The sequence below is a fragment of the Sphingomonas chungangi genome (genome assembly GCF_013778325.1).
Lineage (GTDB): Bacteria > Pseudomonadota > Alphaproteobacteria > Sphingomonadales > Sphingomonadaceae > Solisphingomonas > Solisphingomonas chungangi.
In genome coordinates, this window is sequence record NZ_JACEIB010000026.1 from 155,507 (window position 1) to 179,673 (window position 24,167).

A 24,167-nucleotide genomic window follows, 5' to 3' on the forward strand; every position below is an offset into this window, starting at 1 on the left:
CACCCGCCGGATATCCAGCGGGCCGATGGCGGCTTCCGTCACGGCGTCGGTCACCGGCCGGCCGGTGCCTTCGGATTGGCCGGAGCGGCCGCCGGAGCGCCCGCCGGCTGCTGCGGCAGCACGATGCTGGCGGTCGGGAACGCGGTGTCGAGGCGCTGCGTCAGCGCGGCGGTGATGTCGTTCTGCGGATCGGAGGCGAGCGCCGCATCCTTGCTGATCACCACCGAAGCCTTGCGCTCGGCGCGGATCTGCTCGGCGACCGGGCGCGCATGATCGACGATCTGCGAGCGGACGTAACCGACGACCTGGTTGACCTCCTGGTTCAGCTGCTCGGCCTGATCCTGCGCATCCTGCACGCGCTGGCCGGCCTGCTGCAGCGCCGGGGTCGGCTGCGGCTGGGTACCGGGTTTGGTCGCCTTCTTCACCGCGTCGATCTGCGCGTTGTAGGCGGCGACGGCGCTGTCGAACGCCGCCTTGCGCTGCGCGCCGAGCGGCTGGTACTTCGCCTGGATCTGCGAGGTGGCGCTGCGGCCGGCGGCCGAATTCTGGAACACCTGATCGAAATCGACGACGAGGGTGGCGCCGCTGGAATCGGCGGCGAGAACGGGCACCGCGACGAACGAGGCGGCGGCGGTCGCGGCCAGCATGGCCGACTTGAACATCTTGGTCATCAGAACTGGGTTCCCACGTTGAAATTGAAGAGCTTGGTGTCGTCGCCCTTCTGCTTCACCAGCGCCTTGGCGATGTCAATGCGCAGCGGGCCGAAGGGAGAATTCCACGAGACGCCGAAGCCGATGGAGATACGCGGCTTCCAGCTGCCTCCGTAATAGATTTCCTGGATGCCGTTCCCGCCGAAGATCTGCGTGTTGTAGTCGATCGCGCCGGACGGGCAGGTCGAGCCGGACTTGGTCGTCACGGTCGAGTTGCCGTCGGTACTGATGCACTGGAGCTGGCCCGACGAGCTGCGCACCGGCCGCAGCAGGCGCGAGTCGGTCGGCAGCAGAGTGCCGTCGTCGCCGACCAGCGCTGGCTTCTTCAGGCCGAAGACCGAGCCGGCATCGACGTAGATGGATGGCTTGAACCCGGCTTCCTTGGCGCCGGAGCCGAGTGGCAGCTGCATCTCGAGGTGGCCGAGATAATAAGCGCGGCCGCCCAGCGCGTCGTCCTGCAGCTTGCCGTTCTTGCTGAAGTCCGGCGTCGTCGATCCCGACGGGATGTTGTAGCGGATCACGCGCGGGCCGAGGCCGCGAATGTCGAAGCCGCGGATCTGCGGGCTGCCCAGCTGGAAGCGGTCGGTCAGGCGAACGGCATCGAGCTCGTTGTCCTCGTCGTCGAATTGCTTGGAGCCGTAGCCCCAGATGTAGCCGCCCTCGCCGTGGATGTTGAGGATGAAGCCGCTGCCGAGATTGTGGTACTTGTCGTCCTGCACGGTGGTGCGGACGTACTTCACGCTGCCGCCGAGACCGGCAAAATCCTGGCTGAACACGAAGCGGTTGCCCGCCGTCGGCGTGATGCGGTTATTGAGGTTGTCGTAAACGAGGCTGTAGCCGATCGACGACGTGGTGCGGTTGCCGACCGCGTCGCACAGGTAGCGGCCCGCGATGATCGGGTCGCAGGCCAGGTTGCCGGCGCTGTTGACCGAATAATAGGTGTCCTTGTCGAGCGACACCTTGTCCTGGCTGAGCCCGTAGCGGGTCGCCAGCGTCCAGTATTCGGTGAGCGGGATGCCGAGGCGGACCTGGAAGCCGGTGGTCGTGTCGTTGTAGGTCGTGTTACGGCTGTTGTCGGTCGTATAGTCGAACGCGCGATAGTCGCGGCGGAAGATGTCGAAGCCGAGCGCGAGGTTCTTGTCGAACAGGTAAGGCTCGGTGAAGCCGAGGCTCACCGACTTCGAGTAGGCCGACCAATCGGCCGACGCGCGCACCGTCTGACCCTTGCCGCGGAAATTGTTCTGCTCGATCGACAGGCTGACGATGAACTTCTCGAGGCTGGAGTAACCGGCCGAGACCTGCAGCTGGCCGGTCGACTTCTCCTGCACGTTCGCCTCCAGCACCACCTTGTCCGGCGCCGAGCCCGGCTTCTGGTCGATCTCCAGCTTGTCCTGGAAATAGCCGAGCGAGCGAATGCGGTCGCGCGAGCGCTTCACCGAATAGCCGTTGAAGGCATCGCCTTCCGACAGGCGAAACTCGCGGCGGACGACCTTGTCCTGCGTCAGCGTGTTGCCGTTGATGTCGATCCGCTCGACATAAACGCGCGGAGTCTGGTTCACCTTGTAGGTGACGCCCATCGTCAGCTTGTCGCCGTCGCGATTGAAGTCGGGATCGATGTTGGCGAAGGCATAGCCGAGCAGGCCGGCGGTCTCGGTCATCGAATCGACCGTGTCTTCCACCGCCTTGGCGTTGTACCAGTCGCCCTTCTTCATCTTGATGAGCGGCTGGAGCATGTCCGGCTTGATATCGCGGATGTCGCTCTGGACGCTGACGTCGCCGAACTTGTAGCGCTTCCCTTCCTCCACCACGTAGGTGATGATGAAGTCCTTCTTGTCCGGCGTCAGTTCGGCGACGGCGGAGACCACGCGGAAATCGGCATAGCCCTGCGTCAGGTAAAACTGGCGCAGCTTCTGCTGGTCGTAGGCCATGCGATCGGGATCGTAGCTGGTGCCCGAAGACAGGAAGTGGGTAAGCGTCGCCTCCTTCGTCGCCATCTGGCCTTTCAGCTGGCTGTCGGAGAAATGCTCGTTGCCGATGATGTTGATGCGGCGGACCTTGGACTTGTCGCCCTCGTGGATCTCGAACACCACGTCGACGCGGTTCTGATCGAGCAGCACCATCTGCGGATCGACCGTCGCGGCATAGCGGCCCTGGCGGCGATACAGCTCGATGATGCGGCCGACGTCGGCACGCACCTTGGAACGGGTGAAGATCTCGCGCGCGGAGAGCTTGATCTCCGGCATGATCTTGTCGTTCTTCAGCCGCTTGTTGCCTTCCAGCACGATGCGGTTGACGACCGGGTTCTCGCGCACCTGGATGATCAGGTCGCCGGCATTCTCGTCCTTGATCTGGACGTCGGCGAACAGCTCGGTGGCGTAGAGCGCCTTCAGCGCCGTATCGCCGGCCTCGCGGGTATATTGGTCGCCTACCTTCAGCGCGACGTAGGAGAGCACCGTCTCCGCCTCGAGGCGCTGGTTGCCCGTCACCTTGATCGTACGGATCGTTTCGGACGGCGACGCCGCCTCGGGCGCCGAGGTGGTGGGCGCCGGCGCGGCGACAGGCACCGGAACGCCATGGGGCTTCGGCGTCTTGGCGGCCTCGACGGGCATTGCATAGCCTGCGCCGAGGATCGTTCCGATCATCAGCACGGACACGATCCGGCTGTGCTTGCCTTCGATATTCACGCTTGTACCCGCCCTCGCGATTGCACGGCGCCCCACGCTTGGGCGTCGCTGCTCCCAGTATTACGCCCCCTGCCCGATCGGGGGCGGTCGATCAAGCCGCCAAGCCTCTGATACCCCTTTAGCCGATCAGCCCATACAGCTTCTGCCACAGCCCGGCCGAGCCGAGATCGTTGAACGTCACGAAGAGCATAAGCCCGAGGATCAGCGCAAGCCCCGATCGGAACGCCCACTCCTGAACCTGCGGCTCGACCGGCTTCCGGCGGATCGCTTCGACCACGTAGAAGACCAGATGACCGCCATCGAGCATCGGGATTGGCAGCAGGTTGATGAACCCCAGATTGATCGAGATGCCGACCATCAGCAGGATGATCGCGAACCAGCCGAGCGTCGCCTGCTCGCCCGCCACCTTCGCCATGCCGACCGGGCCGGACAGTTCCTTGGTCGAGCGCTCGCCGACGATGATCTGGCCGAGCGTGGTCAGCGTCGTCTTGACGGAATCGACGACCAGCGCGGCCGAGCGGCCGGGCACTTCGACCAGCGGCACCGCCTGCATCGCGCCGCCCGCCGGGCGGATGCCGAGCCGGCCGACCCGCATCGCGTTGCCGAACTGGTCGGTCTCGGTCGTCGCCTTGCTGTGCGCGGAGAGGGTCAGCGGCTGGCCGTTGCGGATCAGGTCGATCCGCATGTCCGCGTCCGGATGGAGTGCGGTGTAGAAGCCGATATCCTCGAAACGGCGCATCGACTCCCCGTCGAGGCGCACGATCCGGTCTCCGGCGCGCAGGCCTGCGGTCGCGGCGGCCGAATTAGGCATCACCTGCGAGATCACCGGCGGTGTCACCGGCTCGCCGAGCGCGATCAGCACGCCGGCGATCACCACGAAGGCGAACAGGAAATTGGTCGCGGGCCCAGCGAAGACGATGAGGAAGCGCTGCCAGACGGGCTTCGCCTGGATCGTCTGCTGGCGTTCCTCGGCCGGCAGCGCCAGCCATGCAGGATCGGGCTGGCTGGCTGGATTCATGTCGCCGGCGAAGCGGACGTAGCCGCCCATCGGCAGCGCCGCGACCTTCCAGCGGGTGCCGCGCTTGTCGGTCCAGCCGAACAGCTCCTTGCCGAAGCCGATCGAGAAGACCTCGGCCTTCACGCCGCACCAGCGGCCAACCAGATAATGCCCCATCTCGTGGATGAAGATCAGCGGGCCGATCACCAGCAGAAAACAGATTATTGCCCAGAAAAAGCCACCCAGAGCGCTCACGCCGCGATCCTCCGCATTACAGATGCGGCTTTGTGGCGGGCCTCGGCATCGATCGCCACCACTTCGGAGAGGGTTTTCGGAGCATCTGGTTCATATTGCGCCAGAACCTCGGCGACGATTGCGGCAATATCGAGGAAGCCGACCTCGCCGGCGAGGAAAGCCGCCACCGCCGTCTCGTTTGCGGCGTTGAGCACGGCAGGGCGTGCCCCGCCTGCGGTGAGCGCATCCTTGGCGAGCGCGAGCGCGGGGAAGCGATCGAAGTCCGGAGCCTCGAATGTCAGCGTGCCGATCGCGGCGAGATCAAGCCGCTGGCAGGGCGTTTCCATCCGTTCCGGATAGGCCAGCGCGTGCGCGATCGGCACGCGCATGTCGGGCGACCCCAACTGGGCGAGCACCGATCCGTCGATATATTCGACCATAGAGTGGACCACCGACTGCGGGTGAACCAGCACCTCCAGCTTATCGGCGCCGATCGGGAACAGGTGGTGCGCCTCGATCAGTTCGAGGCCCTTGTTCATCATCGTCGCCGAATCGACCGAGATCTTGGCGCCCATCGACCAGTTGGGATGCTTCACAGCCTGCGCCGGGGTGACCGTCCGCATCTGCTCGCGGCTCCAGGTGCGGAACGGGCCGCCGGACGCAGTCAGGATGATGCGGCTCACCCGGCCCGGCTCGGGTTCGTAGCATTGGAAGACCGCATTGTGTTCCGAATCGACCGGAAGCAGGCGCGCGCCCGCGCTCTCCGCCGAGCGGATCATTATCGACCCTGCGGAAACCAGCGATTCCTTGTTGGCCAGCGCCACCGACTTGCCGCACGACAAAGCCGCCATGGTCGGCTCCAGCCCGGCGAGGCCGACGATCGCCGCCATCGTCCAGTCGGCGCCGCGCGCCGCCGCGTCGATCACCGCGTGGGTGCCGGCGGCAGCCTCGATCCCGGTGCCGGACAGCGCGTCCTTGAGCGCCTCGTAGCGTCGCTCGTCACCGATCACGGCCACCTTTGCGCTCGTCCGCTTCGCCGCCGCCGCGAGGCCGTCGACGTCGCTATAGGCGGTCAGCGCCTCGATGCAGAACCGTTCCGGCTCGCGTTCGACCAGATCGAGGGTGGAGGTGCCGACCGAACCGGTCGCGCCGAGGATGGAAATGGTGCGCATTGTGCTCACAGATAACCGGAAGCCACGATCAGCGCCACGATGCACAGCACCGGCACGCACCCATCGAGGCGATCCATCACGCCGCCGTGTCCCGGCAGCAACTTTCCCGAATCCTTGACGCCCGCGCGCCGCTTCATCTGGCTCTCGAACAGGTCGCCCATCTGGGCCGCTACCGCCAGGACGCCGGCCAGCACCGCCAGCCGCATCTGGACGTGGAGCACGAAGGTGAGCGCGATCCCCACCACTTCCGCCGCGATCATGCCGCCGATCAGGCCGGACCACGTCTTGTTCGGGCTCCACACCGGCGCGAGCTTCGGCCCGCCGAAGGTGCGCCCCGAGAAATAGGCGCCGATATCGGTCGCCCAGACGATCGCCAACGCCCAGAAGCTGAGGTCGATGCCGTCATATTGCGCGTGGATGTAGAAGAGCGAGAGCACCGGCAGACCGGCATAGAGCATGCCCGCCGCAAGCTTCGGATTGCGCGTGAACACGAACGCCGCCAGCGTCGTGGCCAGCAACGTGTACCAGCTCGCCGTATCGGGCACGTCGACATGGGTGTTCTCGAGGATCAGCGGGGCTATCAGACCGAGCAGCGCCGCCCACATCTGCCAGCGCGGCGCCCTCACCAGCCCGCAATATTCCGCCACCATCACCAGCGCGGCGAAGGTCAGCAGCGCCCAGAACGGGTCCTGCCCGTATATCAGGCAGGCTACAGCGACGAGGATCAGCGCGATGCCGGTGACGGTCCGGATGGCGAGGTCGGACTTCTTTTTTTTCGGCGCAACTGCGGCAGGTTCGGCGGTCATAGCCCCCCGTAGCGCCGCTCGCGCTGCCCGAACGTCTCGATCGCGGCGGCGAGATGGGCACGGTCGAAATCGGGCCAGAGCGCGTCGGTGAAGACCAGCTCGGCATAAGCCGCCTGCCACAGCAGGAAGTTGGAAAGGCGCTGCTCGCCGGAGGTGCGGATCAACAGGTCGAGCCTTGGCAGGCCATCGGTATCCAGTCGCTTCTCGAAAGCCGCATCGTCCAGCGCGTCGGGATCGATCTCCCCTGCCCGCGCCTCGCGCATCAGCCGCCGGGTGGCACGCAGCAATTCATCCTGCGAGCCGTAATTGAGCGCAATCGCTAGTGTTAATCGTGAGTTGGAAGCCGTCTTTGCCACCGCATCGTCGAGCAGCGCGACCAGATCGGGCTCCAACTTGCGATAGTCGCCGATGATCCTGAGCTTCACCCCCTCGCGCGTGATCTCCTCGATCTCGGACTTGATGAAGCGGCGCAGCAGCCCCATCAGGTCGGCGATTTCGGCCGCCGGGCGGCGCCAGTTCTCGGACGAGAAAGCGTAGAGCGTCAGCGCCTCCAGCCCGAGATCGCCGGCGGCGCGCACCGTGCGCTTCACCGCCTCGACGCCCTGCTTGTGGCCGGCGACGCGCGGCAGCAGCCGGGCCTTCGCCCAGCGGCCGTTGCCGTCCATGATGATCGCGACGTGGCGCGGCATCGTCAGACCGGCGCCGCCCCCCGCGGCTGGACTGGCGTTGACGGCACTCACTTGCCGAGGATTTCCTTCTCCTTGGCCGCCGTCACCGTGTCGATGTCGGCGGTGGTGGCGTCGGTCAGCTTCTGCACCTCGGCCTCGTGGCGCTTGCGCTCGTCTTCCGACAGGCCGTTCTTCTTCTCGTCGGTCTTGAGATTGTCCATGCCGTCGCGGCGCACGTTGCGCACCGCGATCTTGGCCTTCTCGGCATAGCCGCCGCACAGCTTGGCCAATTCCTTGCGGCGTTCCTCGGTGAGATCCGGGATCGGCAGGCGCAACGTGGTGCCGTCGACGATCGGGTTGAGGCCGAGCCCCGCCGAGCGGATCGCCTTGTCGACCGGGCCGACGTTCGACTTGTCCCACACCGTCACCGCGATCAGGCGCGGCTCGGGCACCGAAACGGTCGCCACCTGGTTGAGGGGCATCTGCGAGCCGTAAACGGTGACGTTCACCGGATCGAGCAGCGCTGTCGAGGCGCGGCCGGTGCGCAGGCCCTGCAGATCGTGCCTGAGCGCCTCCACGGCGCCGGCCATGCGGCGCTCGAGATCGGCCTTGTCATAAACTGGTCCCGCCATTGTTATTCTCCGTTGCGGACGATCGTCGCCACGCCCTCTCCGGCGAGCACCTTGAGCAGATTGCCCTGTTCGCGGATGTTGAAGACGACGATGGGTATGTTGTTGTCGCGGCACAGCGCGATCGCGCTGGCATCCATGATCTTGAGGTCGCGGCTCAGTACGTCGGAGAAGCCGATCTCATCGTAGCGTTTGGCGGTGGGCACCTTCTTCGGATCGGCATCATATACGCCGTCGACCGACGTGCCCTTGAACAGTGCGTCGCAATTCATCTCGGCGGCACGCAGTGCGGCGCCTGAATCCGTGGTGAAGAAGGGCGAGCCGACGCCGGCCGCAAAGATCACGATGCGCCCCTTCTCCAAATGGCGCTCGGCGCGGCGGCGGATGAACGGCTCGCATACCGAGGCCATCGGGATGGCCGACTGTACGCGCGTCTCGACACCGAGTTGCTCCAGCACGTTCTGAACTGCGATCGCGTTCATTACCGTAGCGAGCATGCCCATATAATCGGCCGAGGCGCGCTCGAAGCCCTTGGCCGCACCGGCGATGCCGCGGAAGATGTTGCCGCCGCCGACGACGATGCAGAGCTCGTAGCCCGCCTCCTTGACCTGCACGATCTCCTTGGCGACGCGCATAACGGTATCGGGATCGATGCCGAACTGGCCAGGCCCCATCAGCACCTCGCCCGAGAGCTTGAGCAATATCCTTCGGAAAATCGGGCGCGTCATGGGGTGGGGAGAATCCGTGTCTGTCTCGAAGTGGCGGGCACCTTAGTGGCGGGGCCGCGCCGTGCCAAGGCTGGGCGCAAGGAGATGTGATGCAGGGGATTTGAAGGCGAGGACAAGGGGTTCACAAACCCCGTTCGTGCTGAGGGGCCGCTGAGCCTGTCGAAGCGGCGTCTCGAAGCACAGCCCCAGAGCATGCCCTTCGAGACGGGCCTTCGTCTCCGCTTCGCTCCGCTCAATCCCTCCTCAGGGCGAACGGGGTGAATGATCCACTCAGGCAAAGAAAAGGGCGCCCACCTCGCGGCAGGCGCCCCATTCTCGTCGAGGCGAAAGCGTTACGCCTTCACGCCCGCAGCCGCCGCGACCTCGGCGGCGAAGTCGGACGTTTCCTTCTCGATGCCCTCGCCGAGCTGGAAGCGGACATAGTCCTTCAGCACGATCTTGGTGCCGGCATCCTTGCCCGCCTTGGCCACGACCTCCTCGATGGGGGTCTTGTTGTCCATGACGAAGAGCTGCGACAGGAGCGCGGCCTCCTTCTTGAACTTCTGGACCGCGCCCTCCACCATCTTCTCGATGATGTTCTCGGGCTTGCCGCTCTCGGCGGCCTTCTCGCGGGCCACGCCACGCTCGCGCTCGATCAGCTCCTGATCGAGGTGATCGGCGTGCAGCGCCTGCGGGAAGGCGGCGGCGATGTGCATCGCCAGCTGCTTGCCGAGCGGCTCCAGCACGTCAACGCCGGCATCCGATTCGAGCGCGACGAGCACGCCGATCTTGCCGAGGCCCGGCACGGTCTGGTTGTGGACGTAGGGCACGACGGCGCCCTGCGACACTTCCAGCACCTTGGCGCGGCGCAAAGTCTGGTTCTCGCCGATCGTGGCGACGTTGGCGGTGAGCGCGTCACCGACGGTGCCGCCGCCCGGATAGGCGGCGTTCTTCAGCGTCTCGACGTCCTCGATCGCCTTCTCCAGCGCGATGCCGGTGACCGTCTTCACGAAGCCCTGGAACTGGTCGTTCTTGGCGACGAAGTCGGTCTCCGAGTTGACCTCGACGGCCGCGCCCTTGGTGCCGGCGACGGCGACGCCGACCAGGCCTTCCGCGGCGGTGCGGCTCGACTTCTTGGCGGCGGCGGCGAGGCCCTTCGAGCGCAGCCAGTCGATGGCGGCTTCCATGTCGCCGGCGGTCTCGCTGAGCGCCTTCTTGCAGTCCATCATGCCGGCGCCCGAGCGCTCGCGCAGTTCCTTGACGGTCGCAGCGGTGATTTCCGCCATGTCCCACTTCCTTTCGCTTGAAAAACGCGTGTCCCCGCAACAGCGGGGACCCAGAGAACCGAGGTTTCCAGGCTCCCGCCTACGCAGGAGCACGCGACAATTTGATTACGCGAGCGCGGCTTCCGCCGGCGGCTCGTCCATCGCGCCGAGATCGGCACCGGACTGCGCGCGGGCGCCATGGTTGCCGCGGGTCGCCGCCTCGGCGATCAGCTCGCAATAGAGGCGGATGGCGCGGCTGGCGTCGTCGTTCGCCGGGATCGGGAAGGCGATGCCATCGGGCGAGACGTTCGAATCGAGGATCGCGACGACCGGGATACCCAGCGTGTTGGCTTCCTTGATCGCCAGCTCTTCCTTGTTGGCGTCGATCACGAACATCACGTCCGGAATGCCGCCCATGTCGCGGATGCCGCCGAGCGACAGCTCGAACTTGTCGCGCTCGCGGGTGAGCTGGAGGACTTCCTTCTTGGTGAGGCCGGCGGTGTCGCCCGCCAGCTGCTCTTCCATCGCCTTGAAGCGCTTGATCGAGCCCGAGATCGTCTTCCAGTTGGTGAGCATGCCGCCCAGCCAGCGGTGGTTGACGTAATGCTGGCCCGACTGGCGGGCGGCCTCGGCGATCGGCTCCTGCGCCTGGCGCTTGGTGCCGACGAACAGCACCTTGCCGCCGCGCGCGACGGTGTCGTTCACGAAGTCGAGCGCGCGCGCGAAGAGCGGCACGGTCTGCGACAGGTCGATGATGTGGACGCCGTTGCGATCGCCGAAGATGTAGGGCTTCATCTTCGGATTCCAGCGGTGGGTCTGGTGGCCGAAGTGCGCGCCAACGTCGAGCAACTGATGCATCGAGACGGACGGTGCCGCCATAGGGATATCTCCTTCCGGTTGAACCTCCGCGGGGCAGGAACCGGCATATGCCGGCACCGGGTTATGTCGCCCCGCGTGTGGGATGGGCGGCCCCTTAGCGGGAGCGGCCGGGGATTGCAACCAACCGCACAATTTTTGACGATTTCACGACGAGACGGTGAAAAGGCGCGATGATCCGCCGCAAACGCCCCCACTTGACATGGGAACAAATCAAGAACATATGGAACTGGAAATGCGACAAACCGTTCTGCACCCTCGGGAAAGGGCGGAACCTCAGGTTCAGGAGCTCGGAAAATGGTTCATGTTCTCGCTTCGCTTGCCTTCACGCTGGTGGCTGTCGCCGGGCTCGGATTGATCGCGCTCATGCTGCTGCAGGAGCAGGACAAGATCATGACGGCGCTGGGCCTGTCGGTCGAACCAACACGACGGACGGCACACCGGCCCGTGCGCGTCAGGACGGCAGGTCGCTGGCAGGCGGCGTCGGCGATGGCGGCTCGCCCATGGCGCGCTGCCGCCTGATCCGGGCGTAGGATCGCGCGCTGAACGGGATGGTCAGCAGATAGCCGACGATCACGATCGAGAGCGTCGGCCACGGCGCGCTGATCACCGCCGCGCCGATGAGGGCGATCACCGCGATTGCCTCGAAACGGATCGTCCGCCTCAGGCGCAGCGAATACCAGCTGTAGGTCGCGACACTGGACACCATCAGCAGTGCGATCAGGATCGTCCAGGGCACGACCACGTAAGTGGAGCGCAGCACCGTCGCCACTGACGTCAAGCCGGCATCGTTGGCCGCCAGCCAGAGATAGATAGGTATGAAGGCGGCATAGGCTCCGGCTGGTGCCGGTATGCCGGTGAGGAACCCTGCCGCCTTGCGGGGTTGCTCGGTGGCGTCGATCTGAGCGTTGAAGCGGGCGAGCCGGAGCGCGCAACAGACCGCGAGGCTTAGCGCGATCGTCCAGCCGAACTGCGGCATATATTGCAGCGACCACAGATACAGCACCACCGACGGCGCGACGCCGAAGGCGATCACATCGGATAGCGAATCGAGTTCCGCCCCGAACCGGCTCTCGCCTTTGAGCAGCCGTGCGATGCGGCCATCGAGGCCGTCGAGCACGCCGGCGACGATGGTCGCCGCGACGGTCAGTTCCCAGCGCTCGGAGATGGCGAAGCGCACGGCGGAGAGACCGAAGCACAAGGCCAGCGCGGTGACGGCGTTCGGCGCTACGGCGCGCAGAGGAATGCCCCGGCGAGGGCGATCGCGGAAGCGGGTCGGGAGGGCCATGGCTACGCCCTTCCCCTCACTGGGCGATGCCGTCGATCCGCTCGTCGCGGCCGGCGACGGCGAGGACCGTCTCGCCCGCGATGGTGCGCTGGCCGAGCAGCACGGTCGGCGCGGTGCCGGCGGGCAGATAGACATCGACGCGGCTGCCGAAGCGTATCAGGCCGACGCGCTGGCCGCCGGCGATGATGTCACCCGGCTTCACGAACGGCACGATCCGCCGCGCGACGAGACCGGCGATCTGGGTGAAGCCGATCCGCATTCCATCCTGCCCCTCGACGAGGATGTGCTGACGCTCATTCTCCTCGCTCGCCTTGTCGAGATCGGCGTTGAGGAATTTGCCCGAGATATAGACGACCCGGGCGATCGTGCCGGCGATCGGCGAGCGGTTGATGTGCACGTCGAACACCGACATGAAGATCGAGACGCGCGTCACCGGATCAGCCGCCAGCGCCCCCTCGCCCACCAGCTCACGCGGCGGCGCGACGGTCGCGATCATCGTCACCAGCCCGTCAGCCGGCGCCACGATCATCCGCCCATCCTTCGGTGTGGTGCGCACCGGATCGCGGAAGAAGGCGAGGATCCAGACCGTGATCGCCGCGCCGATCCAGCCCAGCCATTCCGCCACGAAGATGAAGAAGGCCAGGCTGATCACGGCCGCGATGATCGCGAACTTGTAGCCTTCGGGATGGATGGAGGGCCAGCGCCAGCGGACGCTGCTGGTGCCGAGATTGGGCTTTTCGAGCGATGTCATCGCGCATTCCTAGGGCCTGAAAACCCCTCTGTCACGGTTGATCCGCAACGCATCGCGGCCTAAGCGGCTCCAGACTCTCTCCGCCGGCGTCCTGCCGGCCCCAGCTACGGAGCGCCCGCATGGCCAAGATCAAGGTGAAGACCCCGGTCGTCGAAATCGACGGCGACGAGATGACCCGCATCATCTGGGAGTGGATCCGCGAGCGCCTGATCAAGCCATATCTCGACATCGACCTCGATTATTACGATCTCGGCGTCGAGCATCGCGACGCGACCGACGACCAGGTGACGATCGACTCCGCCAAGGCGATCCAGAAATACGGCGTCGGCGTGAAGTGCGCCACGATCACCCCCGACGAGGCGCGCGTCGAGGAATTCGGCCTAAAGAAGATGTGGAAGTCGCCCAACGGCACGATCCGCAACATCCTCGGCGGCACGATCTTCCGCGAGCCGATCGTGATGCGCAACGTGCCCCGCCTGATCCCCGGCTGGACCGACCCGATCGTCGTCGGCCGCCACGCCTTCGGCGACCAGTATCGCGCGACCGACTTCAAGGTGCCCGGCAAGGGCAAGCTGACCATGAAGTGGGAAGGCGAGAACGGCGACGTCCAGGAATATGACGTGTTCGATTTCCCCGGCGCCGGCGTCGCGATGGGCATGTACAATCTGGACGAATCGATCCGCGACTTCGGCCGCGCCAGCATGAACTATGCGCTCGGCCGCAACTGGCCGCTCTATCTTTCCACCAAGAACACCATCCTCAAGGCCTATGACGGCCGCTTCAAGGATCTGTTCGCCGAGGTGTTCGAGGCCGAGTTCAAGGACAAGTTCCAGGCCGCCGGTATCGTCTACGAGCATCGCCTGATCGACGACATGGTGGCGAGCGCGCTCAAGTGGAGCGGCAAGTTCGTCTGGGCCTGCAAGAATTACGACGGCGACGTGCAGTCGGACCAGGTGGCGCAGGGCTTCGGTTCGCTCGGCCTGATGACCTCGGTGCTGATGACGCCGGACGGCAAGACGATCGAGGCCGAGGCGGCGCACGGCACCGTCACGCGCCACTATCGCATGCACCAGCAGGGCAAGCAGACCTCGACCAACCCGATCGCCTCGATCTTCGCGTGGACGCAGGGCCTGCAGTTTCGCGGCAAGTTCGACGGCACGCCAGACGTCACGCGCTTCGCCGAGACGCTGGAGAAGGTCTGCGTCGCGACCGTCGAGGGCGGTGCCATGACCAAGGATCTCGCGATCCTCGTCGGGCCGGACCAGAACTGGATGACCACCGAGCAGTTCTTCGACGCGATCCGCGTGAACCTCGAGAAGGAAATGGCCACCTGGGCCTGATCCTTCGGGGCTGTTGACGAGGCGGGCGGGCCGGCACGCAGGCCCGCCCGCTCGCGTTTCAGGCCTTCGGCGAGCGGATATGCTCGCGGCGGAAGCCGAGGCCGATCACCCGCGCTGGAATCCGCCGCAGCGGCGCGAAGCCGTCCAGCGCGCGCAGCAGCAATGGCGCATTCGAAATCCGGTCCGCCCGCGCCTCGCCGATGACGTTGCGATGGATGCCGCGCTGCAGCGCCTGAATCGCCTTTACCGGGAATTCCCGCCGTGCCTGCACCTTTGCGAGCAGCGGGTCGACATCCTTGCCTTTCGCCAGCGGTCCGGCGAGGATGTTCGCCGTCGCCACCGCATCCTGGATGGCGAGGTTGATGCCTACGCCGCCCACCGGCGACATCGCATGCGCCGCATCGCCCATCGCCAGCAGCCCCGGCCGGTGCCAGCGCTCCAGCCGGTCGAGCGAGACGGTCAGCAGCTTCACCGCGTCCCAATCGCGCAAACCCCCGATCGCATCGCCCACCGGCGGTGCCGTCTCGCGCACGTCGGCGCGAAAGCGATCGAGGCCGAGCGCCTTCACCGCATCGAGCTCGCCCTTGCCGATCACGCGCGCGCACTGCCAATAGTCGCCGCGATCGATCAGCACGATCATCCGCCCCGCGCCGATGAAGCCCGCGCTCTCGTTCTTCGTCTCGCGATTCTTGGGCACGCGGAACCACAGCACGTCGATCGGTGCGCCGAGATCGTGGAGCGGCAGCCCCGCCGCCCTGCGCAGCACCGATCCGCGCCCGTCGGCCGCGATCACGAGCCGCGAGCGGATCGCGCGGCCATCCTTCGTCGTCACGCCGACGACGCGCCCGTTCTCTTCGATCAGGCCGGTCGCCTCACTCTCCATCGCCAGCGAGAAAGCCGGGAGCGCCTTCGCTTCCCCGCTCAGAAAGTCGAGGAATTCCCATTGCGGCATCATGGCGATGAAGCGGCTGCGGCCGGGCAGGTGACCGAAATCCGCGACCTTGAAGCTGTTGCCCTTCACCACGGCAGAAAGCGCGGCCACCTTCTCGTGCGGGCGTTCGAGCAGGCGATCGTAGAGGCCGAGCTCGTCGAACAGGTCGAGCGTCGAGGGATGGACGGTATCGCCCCGGAAATCGCGGAGGAAGTCGCCATGCTTTTCCAGCACGAGGGTGCGCACGCCGGCGCGGGCGAAGAGATATCCCGCCATCATGCCGGCCGGCCCGCCGCCGACCACAAGGACTTGCGGATCGTTGGCCACATCAACCTCCGTTCGCACTGAGCTTGTCGAAGTACCGCCCTTCTACTCCAACGCGCGAAAGAAAAGGACAGGGCTTCGACAGGCTCAGCCCGAACGGCTTTCAGGGGTTGGCGCGAAACATCACAGCGGCAATGATGCGCTCATGGCAGGCTTCTCCCCAACCTCCACCGGTTTCTCAGACGCCCTCGTGATCCTCGGCGCGGCGGGGATCGTGATCCCGGCCTTCGCGCGCTTCAAGGTGAACCCGGTGATCGGGTTCATCCTCGTCGGCCTCGCGCTCGGGCCGCACGGGCTGGGGCGCTTCACTCCGCGCCAGCCGTGGCTGTTCCACGCCACGATCAGCGATCCGCACGCGATCGAGCCGTTCGCCGAGTTCGGCATCATCCTGCTGCTGTTCGCGATCGGGCTGGAGCTTTCCTTCAAGCGGCTCTGGGCGATGCGGGCCAAGGTGTTCGGCGTCGGCGCGGCGGAGCTGCTGCTGTGCGCGGGCGTGATCGGCGGGGCGCTGGCGCTGGCGGGCGAGCCGGCCTCGGGCGCTGCCGGCCTCGGCCTCGCGCTCGCGCTCTCCTCCACCGCGCTGGTGCTGCCGATGGTGGGGACGAGCGGGCCGGTCGGCTCGTCCGCGTTCGCGATGCTGCTGTTCGAGGATCTGGCCTTGGTGCCCATCATCTTCGCGCTCTCGGCGATGGGGCCGACGGCAGGGGGCGGCTGGGCCGAGCTTGGGCAGACGCTGCTGACCGGCGGGATCACCGTGGCGATCCTGCTGATCGGTGGGCGCTTCCTCCTGCCGCCGCTCTTCGCGCAGGCGGCGCGCGCGAAGAATCCCGAGCTGTTCCTCGCGATCAGCCTGCTCGTCGTGATCCTCGCCTCGATCGCGACCGCGTCCGCCGGCCTCTCGCCGATCGTCGGCGCGCTGCTCGCCGGCCTGCTGATCGCCGAGACCGAATATCATACCGAGGTAGAGGTGATCACCGCGCCGTTCCGCGGCCTCGCGCTCGGCGTGTTCCTGATCACGGTGGGGATGAGCATCGACCTCGCCGCGATCGGCGCCAAATGGATGGAGCTGACGCTGGCGGTGGCCGGCATCGTGCTGGCAAAGTCGGTGGTGACGGCGGTGCTGCTGCGGCTTTCGGGCGCTCGGCTCGGCGTGGCGGCGGAAACCGGGCTGCTGATGTCCAGCCCGTCCGAGACCACGCTGATCGTGCTCGGTACCGCGCAGGCGGCGGGGCTGGTGCTGCCCGAGACGGCGGCCTTCTGGCAGACGGTAACGGCGATCGGCCTCACCATCACGCCGCTGCTGGCGCGCGCCGGGCAGGACATATCGAAGCGCGTCGAGCGCCGCACGGCCAAGCAGGCTGATGATGCTCCAGCCCCCTCCGGCAAGCCGCGCGTGCTGGTGATCGGCTTCGGCCGCGTCGGGCGGCTGGTGGCGGACATGCTGGCCACCCACGAACGCCCCTATCTGGCGGTGGAGAGCGACGTCGATGCCGTCGCGCGGGCGCGATCCGAAGGCTATGCGGTGCTGTTCGGTGATGCCAGCCGGCCCGAGATGGTCGAGCGGCTGCATCTCGGCGAGGCCGCCGCCGTGGTGCTGACGATGGACGATCCGGTTGCGCAGCTGCGCCTCACCCGCCGCATCCGCGACGCGCATCCCGATCTGCCGATCGTCGCCCGCGCCCGCGACGCGAGCAACGCCGCCCAGCTCTACCGCGCCGGCGCCACCGATGCGGTGCCCGAGCAGCTGGAGTCGAGCTTCCAGCTCTCCGAGGCGGTGCTGACCGAGATCGGCGTCGCGGTCGGCCCGGTGATCGCCTCGATCCACGACAAGCGCGCCGAGCAACGGGCGGAGATCATGGAGATGGGTGGCATGAGCGAGGCGCCGAAGGAGCGCGGGCGGAGGATGGGGGAGGGTTTGACCGCCTCGCACCACCCGCCCCGTTCGTGCTGAGGAGCCGCTGAGCCTGTCGAAGCGGCATCTCGAAGCACAGCCGCAGCGCTTGCCCTTCGAGACGGGCCTTCGCCTGCGCTTCGCTCCGCTCAGTCCCTCCTCAGGGCGAACGGGACTGGGATATGGGACCACCTCTCCCCGTTCGGGCTGAGCTTGTCGAAGCCCTGTCCTTCTTTCCGCGCGGTCAAAGAAGGACAGCCATTCGACAAGCTCAGGACGAACGAAGGTCAGTAATAGCTAGGCCTGATCAGGCTCCTGAACGACCGGCGCTTCGCCGGGTTGAACTTCCTCAGCAATCTGGCCCTGCTCGCCGTATCCAAGCTGACGATGAGCAATTTCTCGCAGGAGTCGGTAGATAATATCCGTCGAAAAGCAGATCACGCCCGACAGAAAAAAGATTGCCCCTGTATCAAACGTCAGCGTTTGAGTTTGCAGTCGCCCGGTATTCACGATGTGATCGGGGATACCGTACATTCCGGTGCTTTCCACACTCGGATCATAACCCAACGTAGCATAGCCGACGATTGCCAAGCCCAGAAGAACGAGAACCCACGCCCACACCCTAACCGGATGGCTTACGGGCTGACCGGAATAGTTCGTGTCACCTACTGGCTTAATTTCGTTCATTGCCCCCTCCCATATTGAATTTTAAGCCCCCACCGTCACCCCTTCCAGCGCTGCCTTCACCGCCGCGACCGCCTCGGCCGCCTGCGCGCCCTCCGGCCCGCCGCCCTGCGCCATGTCGGGACGTCCGCCGCCGCCTTGGCCGCCGAGCGCGGTCACCGCCGCCTTCACCAGATCGACCGCGCTCACCGCGCCCTTGAGGTCGTCCGTCACGCCGACCGCGACCGATCCCCGGCCCTCGTTGACCGCGACCAGAACCGCCACGCCCGAGCCGAGCTTCTGCTTGGCCTCGTCGACCAGCCCGCGCAGCCCCTTGGGGTCCAACCCCTCGATCACCTGGCCGATGAAGCCGTGGCCCGCCACCTGCTCCACCGCCGTCTCGGCCTTGCCCGCGCCGCCGCCGCCCAGCGCCAGCGCCTTCTTCGCCTCGGCCAGCTCGCGCTCCAGCCGCTTGCGCTCGTCGATGAGGCTGATCACGCGCGCGGGAACCTCGTCGGGCGAGGCCTTGAGCGCCGCCGCGACTTCCTTGAGGCTATCCTCGCGGCCCGTCAGCCACACACGCGCCGCCTCGCCGGTCAGCGCCTCGATGCGGCGCACGCCGCTCGACACCGCGCTCTCCGAGACGATCTTGAACAAGGCGATGTCACCCGTCGCGTTGACGTGGGTGCCGCCGCACAGCTCGACCGAATAGGTGCCATCACCCACCCGGCCCATCGAGAGCACGCGCACCTCATCGCCATATTTCTCGCCGAACAGCGCCATCGCGCCCGCCGCGATCGCATCGTCGGGGGTCATCAGCCGGGTGCCGACCGATCCGTTCTCGCGAACATGCCGGTTCACCTCGGCCTCGACCGACTGGATCTCCTGCGGGGTCATCGCCTTGGGATGCGCGAAGTCGAAGCGCAGCCGCTCGGCGGCGACCATGCTGCCCTTCTGGCTGACATGCTTGCCCAGCGTGTTGCGCAGCGCCGCGTGGAGCAGGTGTGTGGCGCTATGGTTGGCGCGCACCTCGTTGCGATGCTCGACATCCACCTTGAGCGACACGGCATCGCCCACCTTCACCTCGCCGCCCTCGATCACCGCCTTGTGCGCGTGGAGGCGGCCGAGCGGCTTGGACGTGTCGGTCACCTCGGCCTCGAACCCGGCCTCGCCGGTGATGATGCCGACGTCGCCGACCTGCCCGCCGCTCTCGGCGTAGAAGGGCGTCTGGTTGGTGAGGATCGTCACCTCGTCGCCGGTGATCGCGGCGTTCACCCGCGCGCCGTCGCGGACGATGGCGACGACATTGCCCTCGCCCTCGGTCGCCGCGTAGCCGGTGAATTCGGTGCCGCCCAATTCCTCGGCGATGTCGAACCAGATCTCCTGCGCGGCCGTCTCGCCCGAACCCTTCCAGGCGGCGCGGGCGGCGGCCTTCTGCTCGGCCATGGCGGCGTCGAAGCCGGCGCGGTCGACGGCCATGTTCTGGCCGCGCAGCGCATCCTCGGTGAGATCGTAGGGGAAGCCGAACGTGTCGTAGAGCTTGAACGCGGTGGCGCCGGGCAGCGTATCGCCCTCGCCCATCCCCGCCGTCGCCTCGTCGAGCAGGCGGAGGCCGTTGGCGAGCGTCTGGCGGAAGCGGGTCTCCTCCAGCTTCAGCGTCTCCTCGATCAGCGGCTGCGCGCGGGCCAGCTCGGGATAGGCCGCGCCCATCTCGGTGACGAGCGCGGGGACGAGCCGGTGCATCAGCGGCTCGGCGGCGCCCAACAGGTGCGCGTGGCGCATCGCGCGGCGCATGATCCGGCGCAGCACGTAGCCGCGGCCCTCGTTGGCGGGCAGCACGCCGTCCGCCACCAGGAAGCAGGACGAGCGCAGATGGTCCGCGATCACGCGATGGCTGGCGCGGCGGTCGCCCTCCGCATCGGTGCGGGTGAGCGCGCAGGAGGCGGCGATCAGCGCCTTGAACGTGTCCGTATCGTAATTGTCGGTGACGCCCTGCAGCACGGCGGCGACGCGCTCGATGCCCATGCCGGTGTCGATCGACTTCTTGGGCAGCTCGCCGACGATCTCGTTCGCCGCCTGCTCGAACTGCATGAAGACGAGGTTCCAGATCTCGACGAAGCGGTCGCCATCCTCCTCCGGCGATCCGGGCGGGCCGCCCCAGATATGATCGCCATGATCGTAGAAGATCTCCGAGCACGGGCCACACGGCCCGTTGTCGCCCATCGCCCAGAAATTGTCCTTGGTGGGGATGCGGATGATGCGGCTTTCGGGCAGGCCGGCGATCTTCTTCCAGAGATCGAAGGCCTCGTCGTCGGTGTGATAGACGGTGGCGGTGAGCTTCTCCGCCGGGATGCCCCATTCCCTGGTGAGCAAGGTCCAGGCGTGGGTGATCGCCTGCTCCTTGAAATAATCGCCGAAGGAGAAGTTGCCGAGCATCTCGAAGAAGGTGTGGTGCCGCGCGGTGTAGCCGACATTGTCGAGATCGTTGTGCTTGCCGCCGGCGCGCACGCACTTCTGCGAGGAGGTGGCGCGGTTGTAGGGGCGCGTCTCGAGGCCCGTGAAGACGTTCTTGAACGGCACCATGCCGGCGTTGACGAACATCAGCGTCGGATCGTTGTGCGGCACCAGCGGCGCCGAGGGAACGATCTGGTGCCCCTCGCGCCCGAAATAGTCGAGGAAGGAGCGGCGGATGTCGTTGGTCGATGTCATGTGCGCGGATTTAGGGGAGCGCGCGGGTGTGGGCAAGCGAGCGGTTGCGATCGGGGTGATCGACTGTTCCTGCGCGAACCTTCCCCCACACCGTTCGTGCTGAGGAGCCGCTGAGCGAAGTCGAAGCGGCGTCTCGAAGCACAGCCACCGCGCATGCCCTTCGAGACGGGCCTTCGACTTCGCTCAGTCCCTCCTCAGGGCGAACGGAGAGCAATGATCATTGACCGACCCACGGCACTCCGGACACAAGCTGCACCTTCATTCCAGTAATATTATCGACATCCGCATGCTCACTCGGTTGATTGAACTCAACCGACGTAAGGACACCGCTCCCGCAAAACAGCTTTGCTTTTAGTCGAGACATCTCATCCGCAGACTCCAATTTCACCGTGGCGATGTGAATGGAATCGTCTGTCGTCACGATCCGGCTGGAATCCGAAAATAAAATCGCGCCCCTTCGCTTCTCATATAAATTGAGTTCAAGTTTGCCGAGAGGCGCTTGAATAATGTTGATCCTTCTGAGGCGATCATCGAACCTGCCCTGAACACTCACCGGCAGCGTTCGACGAACTTCCGCGAAGATCGCGTTCTCCAAGGCATCGAACGACGTCCGATATCCACGCAGCACATTGAGAATAGCACTGAACATCACACCGGCCGCTCCAAGCTCTCCGGCGGCTGGCTGAACCAGGCCGGCCCCGCCTCGGTCATGTGGAAGCAATCCTCCAGCCGCACGCCGAACTGGCCGGGCAGATACAGACCGGGCTCGTCGGAGAAGCACATGCCCGGCTCCAGCACCTGCGTCTCGCCGTGGACGAGGTTGACCGGCTCGTGGCCGTCCAGCCCGATGCCGTGGCCGGTGCGGTGCGAGAGGCCCGGCAGCCGGTAGCCGGGGCCATAGCCCAGCCCCTCGTAGAAGCGCCGCACCGCATCGTCGACGCTGCCCGCCGTCGCACCGATCCTCGCCGCCGCGAAGGCGACCTGCTGGCCGCGATGGACCTGATCCCACACCTGCCGCTGGTGGTCGCTTGGCTGCCCGACCACGAAGGTGCGCGACACGTCCGACTGATAGCCCTCGACCGTGCAGCCGCAATCCATCAGGACGAGGCTGTTCTCCCCGATCGTCTGATCCTCGCGCACGCCGTGGGGCAAGGCTGCGGCGGCATCGACCAGCACCATCGAGAATTCGGGCGATCCGCCCATCGCGCGGGTGGCGGCGTCCATCATGGAACTGACCGCGCTCGCCTTCATGCCGGGCGCGACCTGCGGCACCAGCCAGCGATAGGCGGCGATGGTGATGTCCGTTGCATAGCGCATCAGCGCGATCTCGGCCGGGGACTTGTGCATCCGGCACCCGCGCACGACGCCCGCGCCCGACACGATCGCGGCGTTGGGCAGCGCCTTCTTCAGCCCGTCGACAGCGAAATAGCGCATCGTCTCTTCGATCGCGACCGGCCCGGCGGCGGCCTTACGATCCTTGAGGATGCCGGCGACGGTGACGAGCGGGTCCTCGTCCTCGTTCCAGATGCGGACCTCCGACGGGATGGCCAGCGAGAGGCGGATCGAGGGCTCCTCGAAGAAGGGCATGACGATCGCGATGTCGCCGTTCGCCGGGATCACCGCGCAGGTGAGCCGTTCTGAGCGGTGCCACTCGATGCCGGTGAAGTAGATCAGCGACGATCCCGGCTCGATCAGCAGCGCGGAGATGCCGGCGGCGCGCATCCGGCGGCGGGCTTCCTCGATACGGCGTTCGCGTTCGGCCCGGGTGATGGCGGGGGGCTTGTTGGCGGGCGGTGCGGGAAACGGGGTGCCGGTGACGGCGAGCAGGCGCGACGGGAGCGCGAGCGCGGCGCCGGCAGCGAGGATGCCGGTCAGCAGCGTGCGGCGATCAGATATCAGCATGCCCCCACACCCTCTTGTTCATCTGCCCCAAGAAACCCGTTCGCACTGAGCGAAGTCGAAGTGCGTGCTCCAAGCCATCCCGCCAGCCGCACGTCCTTCGACTTCGCTCAGGACGAACGGACGATGAATGTCGCCCGGCGAAGTTCACGCATAGGCATAGGGGCCGCCCTTCGCGAGCGCCGCCTTATATGCGGGACGCGCATGGATGCGCTGGAGCCAGGCCTGCAGCCTGGGATAGCGCCCGTCCAGCCCGCCGCGCTGCGTCGCGGCTTCCAGCGGGAAGCTCAGCATCACGTCGGCGGCGGTGATCTCGCTGCCGGTGAACCATTCGCGCGTCTGCAACTCGCTTTCGAGATAGCGCAGATGCTGGGCGAACATGCCGAGCAGCGGCTTCCTCGCCGGGCGGCCGAGCAGGCCGAGCCGCCCCACCACCAGCAGCGCCAGCAGCGGCGGCATCAGCGAGCCCTCGGCATAATGGAGGAACTGGCGCCAGAGCAGCATGCCGGGCAGATCGTCCGGCGGGCCGAAGCCGTCGCCCTTCTTCACCAGATGCTCGACGATCGCGCCCGTCTCGATCAGCTTGATGCCCTCGTCCTCGACGATCGGCGACTTGCCGAGCGGGTGGACGCCCCTGAGCTCGGGCGGGGCAAGCATCGTCTTGGGGTTCCGCGCGTAGCGGATCACCTCGTAAGGCAGGCCCAGTTCCTCCAGCAGCCAGAGGACGCGCTGCGAGCGGCTGTTTTCGAGATGGTGAACCCTGATCACGCTTGTGCACTCCAAATCCAGGCGGCGGCGGGGAAGCTGACCTTCTCTCCGTCGAAATGCGCGCGCACTTGCTCGTCGAGGCCGGCGCGAAGCCGTTCGCGGCCGGCCTCGTCCAGCTCGCGGATCGCGCGCGAGACGGGACCGATCCGCGCGAAGAAGTCGTTGGCGTCGGCGACCGGATCACCCCCCGCGCCGGCGACATAGGCGAAGTCGAGCGCGGTGGCCTGCGCATCCCGCCAGCCCGCTTCGGCGAGGATGGCGGCGACGCGATCCCGATCGGCAAAGGCGAAGGGGCCGGGCGCGTGCGGATCGGAAGGGCCTCCGGGCATGAGGTGCGCGAACTTCGCGACCCAGGCATTCTCCTTCGGCGCGCGGAAGCAGGAAAAGACGAGGCGGCCGCCCGCTTTCGCCAGCGAGCGGAGGTGGGCGAAGGCGGCGACCGGATCATCGAAGAACATCACGCCGTGGCGCGAGACCAGCAGGTCGAAACCGGTCTCGCCGGTCCAGACAGTGGCATCGGCCCGTTCGAAGCGGCAGCGTGAGCGCACATGGTCCGGCAATCCGGCCGCGCGGGCCACGGCGGCACCGGACAGCGCGGGCGAAAGGTCGATGCCGTTGATCGTCGCACCCGGAAGTCGGGTCGCCAGCGAGAAGCTCGTCGTCCCCGCACCGCAGCCGACGTCGAGAATATGCGGCGTCGCGATCCCGTACACGGCGGCGACCGCCGCTTCCACCAGCGCCTCGTCGACCGGTTCGAAGGTGCGATCGGTGCGGTGCTGCTCCGTGGCCCAGACGTCGCCGACACGGCCTGCCCATTCTTCCTTGTCCATGGGCGAGGAGGCTAGACCCGCTGGC

At 66.5% G+C, this 24,167-nt stretch carries 22 protein-coding genes; 3 read left to right on the top strand and 19 right to left on the bottom strand.

The window, feature by feature from the left end:
• Positions 1-50: 50 nt before the first annotated feature.
• The 10 genes from HZF05_RS16475 to rpsB form a co-directional block, all read right to left on the bottom strand.
• Positions 51-671, bottom strand: a complete 621-nt coding sequence (locus HZF05_RS16475; protein WP_160362892.1) for an OmpH family outer membrane protein — start codon at positions 669-671, stop codon at positions 51-53.
• Positions 671-3,352 carry an outer membrane protein assembly factor BamA gene (gene bamA, locus HZF05_RS16480; protein ID WP_160363140.1) on the bottom strand — a complete coding sequence of 894 codons (2,682 nt, stop codon included), beginning with the start codon at positions 3,350-3,352 and terminating at the stop codon, positions 671-673. The genes HZF05_RS16475 and bamA overlap by 1 nt, the downstream gene beginning before the upstream one ends.
• Before the next feature lie 160 nt (positions 3,353-3,512).
• Positions 3,513-4,646, bottom strand: coding sequence for an RIP metalloprotease RseP (gene rseP, locus HZF05_RS16485; protein ID WP_160362893.1), 1,134 nt, complete (start codon positions 4,644-4,646; stop codon positions 3,513-3,515).
• The gene (locus tag HZF05_RS16490) at positions 4,643-5,797 is read right to left on the bottom strand and encodes a 1-deoxy-D-xylulose-5-phosphate reductoisomerase (RefSeq protein WP_160362894.1); all 1,155 of its coding nucleotides are present in this window, start codon (positions 5,795-5,797) and stop codon (positions 4,643-4,645) included. Before HZF05_RS16490 ends, rseP begins: the two co-directional genes overlap by 4 nt.
• A 5-nt stretch (positions 5,798-5,802) precedes the next feature.
• Positions 5,803-6,603 carry a phosphatidate cytidylyltransferase gene (locus tag HZF05_RS16495; RefSeq protein ID WP_160362895.1) on the bottom strand — a complete coding sequence of 267 codons (801 nt, stop codon included), beginning with the start codon at positions 6,601-6,603 and terminating at the stop codon, positions 5,803-5,805.
• Positions 6,600-7,292: an isoprenyl transferase gene (locus tag HZF05_RS16500; RefSeq protein WP_160363141.1), complete on the bottom strand. Its 693-nt coding sequence runs from the start codon at positions 7,290-7,292 to the stop codon at positions 6,600-6,602. Before HZF05_RS16500 ends, HZF05_RS16495 begins: the two co-directional genes overlap by 4 nt.
• 47 nt (positions 7,293-7,339) lie before the next feature.
• The gene (gene frr, locus HZF05_RS16505; protein WP_160362896.1) at positions 7,340-7,903 is read right to left on the bottom strand and encodes a ribosome recycling factor; all 564 of its coding nucleotides are present in this window, start codon (positions 7,901-7,903) and stop codon (positions 7,340-7,342) included.
• Positions 7,904-7,905: 2 nt separating this feature from the next.
• Positions 7,906-8,628, bottom strand: a complete 723-nt coding sequence (gene pyrH, locus HZF05_RS16510; RefSeq protein ID WP_160362897.1) for a UMP kinase — start codon at positions 8,626-8,628, stop codon at positions 7,906-7,908.
• Positions 8,629-8,960: 332 nt separating this feature from the next.
• The gene (gene tsf, locus HZF05_RS16515) at positions 8,961-9,893 is read right to left on the bottom strand and encodes a translation elongation factor Ts (protein WP_160362898.1); all 933 of its coding nucleotides are present in this window, start codon (positions 9,891-9,893) and stop codon (positions 8,961-8,963) included.
• A gap of 105 nt (positions 9,894-9,998) precedes the next feature.
• A complete protein-coding gene (gene rpsB / locus HZF05_RS16520; RefSeq protein WP_160362899.1) occupies positions 9,999-10,751 on the bottom strand; it encodes a 30S ribosomal protein S2 in 753 nt (250 codons plus the stop codon).
• 294 nt (positions 10,752-11,045) lie between these two features.
• On the opposite strand from rpsB, the gene HZF05_RS16525 reads away from it, so the two are divergent.
• Complete coding sequence (locus HZF05_RS16525; protein ID WP_160362900.1) at positions 11,046-11,270, top strand: hypothetical protein; 225 nt, start codon at positions 11,046-11,048, stop codon at positions 11,268-11,270.
• Here HZF05_RS16525 and HZF05_RS16530 read toward each other — a convergent pair.
• Entirely contained in the window at positions 11,203-12,036 is an 834-nt protein-coding gene (locus tag HZF05_RS16530) for a CDP-alcohol phosphatidyltransferase family protein (protein ID WP_160362901.1), read from the bottom strand. The two genes, HZF05_RS16525 and HZF05_RS16530, sit on opposite strands and share 68 nt — an antisense overlap.
• A 16-nt stretch (positions 12,037-12,052) precedes the next feature.
• A complete protein-coding gene (locus HZF05_RS16535; RefSeq protein ID WP_160362902.1) occupies positions 12,053-12,787 on the bottom strand; it encodes a phosphatidylserine decarboxylase in 735 nt (244 codons plus the stop codon).
• 119 nt (positions 12,788-12,906) lie between these two features.
• Here HZF05_RS16535 and HZF05_RS16540 point away from each other — a divergent pair, with 119 nt between their 5' ends.
• Positions 12,907-14,127: an NADP-dependent isocitrate dehydrogenase gene (locus tag HZF05_RS16540; protein ID WP_160362903.1), complete on the top strand. Its 1,221-nt coding sequence runs from the start codon at positions 12,907-12,909 to the stop codon at positions 14,125-14,127.
• 58 nt (positions 14,128-14,185) lie between these two features.
• Here the strand turns inward: HZF05_RS16540 and HZF05_RS16545 are convergent, their stop codons facing one another.
• Positions 14,186-15,385: an FAD-dependent oxidoreductase gene (locus HZF05_RS16545; RefSeq protein ID WP_343046909.1), complete on the bottom strand. Its 1,200-nt coding sequence runs from the start codon at positions 15,383-15,385 to the stop codon at positions 14,186-14,188.
• A gap of 142 nt (positions 15,386-15,527) precedes the next feature.
• Here HZF05_RS16545 and HZF05_RS16550 point away from each other — a divergent pair, with 142 nt between their 5' ends.
• The gene (locus tag HZF05_RS16550) at positions 15,528-17,333 is read left to right on the top strand and encodes a cation:proton antiporter domain-containing protein (RefSeq protein WP_160362904.1); all 1,806 of its coding nucleotides are present in this window, start codon (positions 15,528-15,530) and stop codon (positions 17,331-17,333) included.
• A 237-nt stretch (positions 17,334-17,570) separates the two neighbouring features.
• Here HZF05_RS16550 and HZF05_RS16555 read toward each other — a convergent pair whose 3' ends face one another.
• From HZF05_RS16555 to HZF05_RS16580, 6 genes are all read right to left on the bottom strand, one after another.
• A complete protein-coding gene (locus tag HZF05_RS16555) occupies positions 17,571-17,960 on the bottom strand; it encodes a hypothetical protein (protein WP_160362905.1) in 390 nt (129 codons plus the stop codon).
• A gap of 21 nt (positions 17,961-17,981) precedes the next feature.
• Entirely contained in the window at positions 17,982-20,645 is a 2,664-nt protein-coding gene (alaS, locus tag HZF05_RS16560) for an alanine--tRNA ligase (protein WP_160362906.1), read from the bottom strand.
• 217 nt (positions 20,646-20,862) lie between these two features.
• Positions 20,863-21,294, bottom strand: coding sequence for a hypothetical protein (locus HZF05_RS16565; RefSeq protein ID WP_160362907.1), 432 nt, complete (start codon positions 21,292-21,294; stop codon positions 20,863-20,865).
• Positions 21,294-22,547, bottom strand: coding sequence for a M24 family metallopeptidase (locus HZF05_RS16570; RefSeq protein WP_160362908.1), 1,254 nt, complete (start codon positions 22,545-22,547; stop codon positions 21,294-21,296). The genes HZF05_RS16565 and HZF05_RS16570 overlap by 1 nt, the downstream gene beginning before the upstream one ends.
• A 144-nt stretch (positions 22,548-22,691) precedes the next feature.
• Entirely contained in the window at positions 22,692-23,312 is a 621-nt protein-coding gene (locus tag HZF05_RS16575) for a glutathione S-transferase C-terminal domain-containing protein (protein WP_160362909.1), read from the bottom strand.
• Entirely contained in the window at positions 23,309-24,142 is an 834-nt protein-coding gene (locus tag HZF05_RS16580) for a class I SAM-dependent methyltransferase (protein ID WP_160362910.1), read from the bottom strand. The genes HZF05_RS16575 and HZF05_RS16580 overlap by 4 nt, the downstream gene beginning before the upstream one ends.
• Positions 24,143-24,167: the final 25 nt, after the last annotated feature.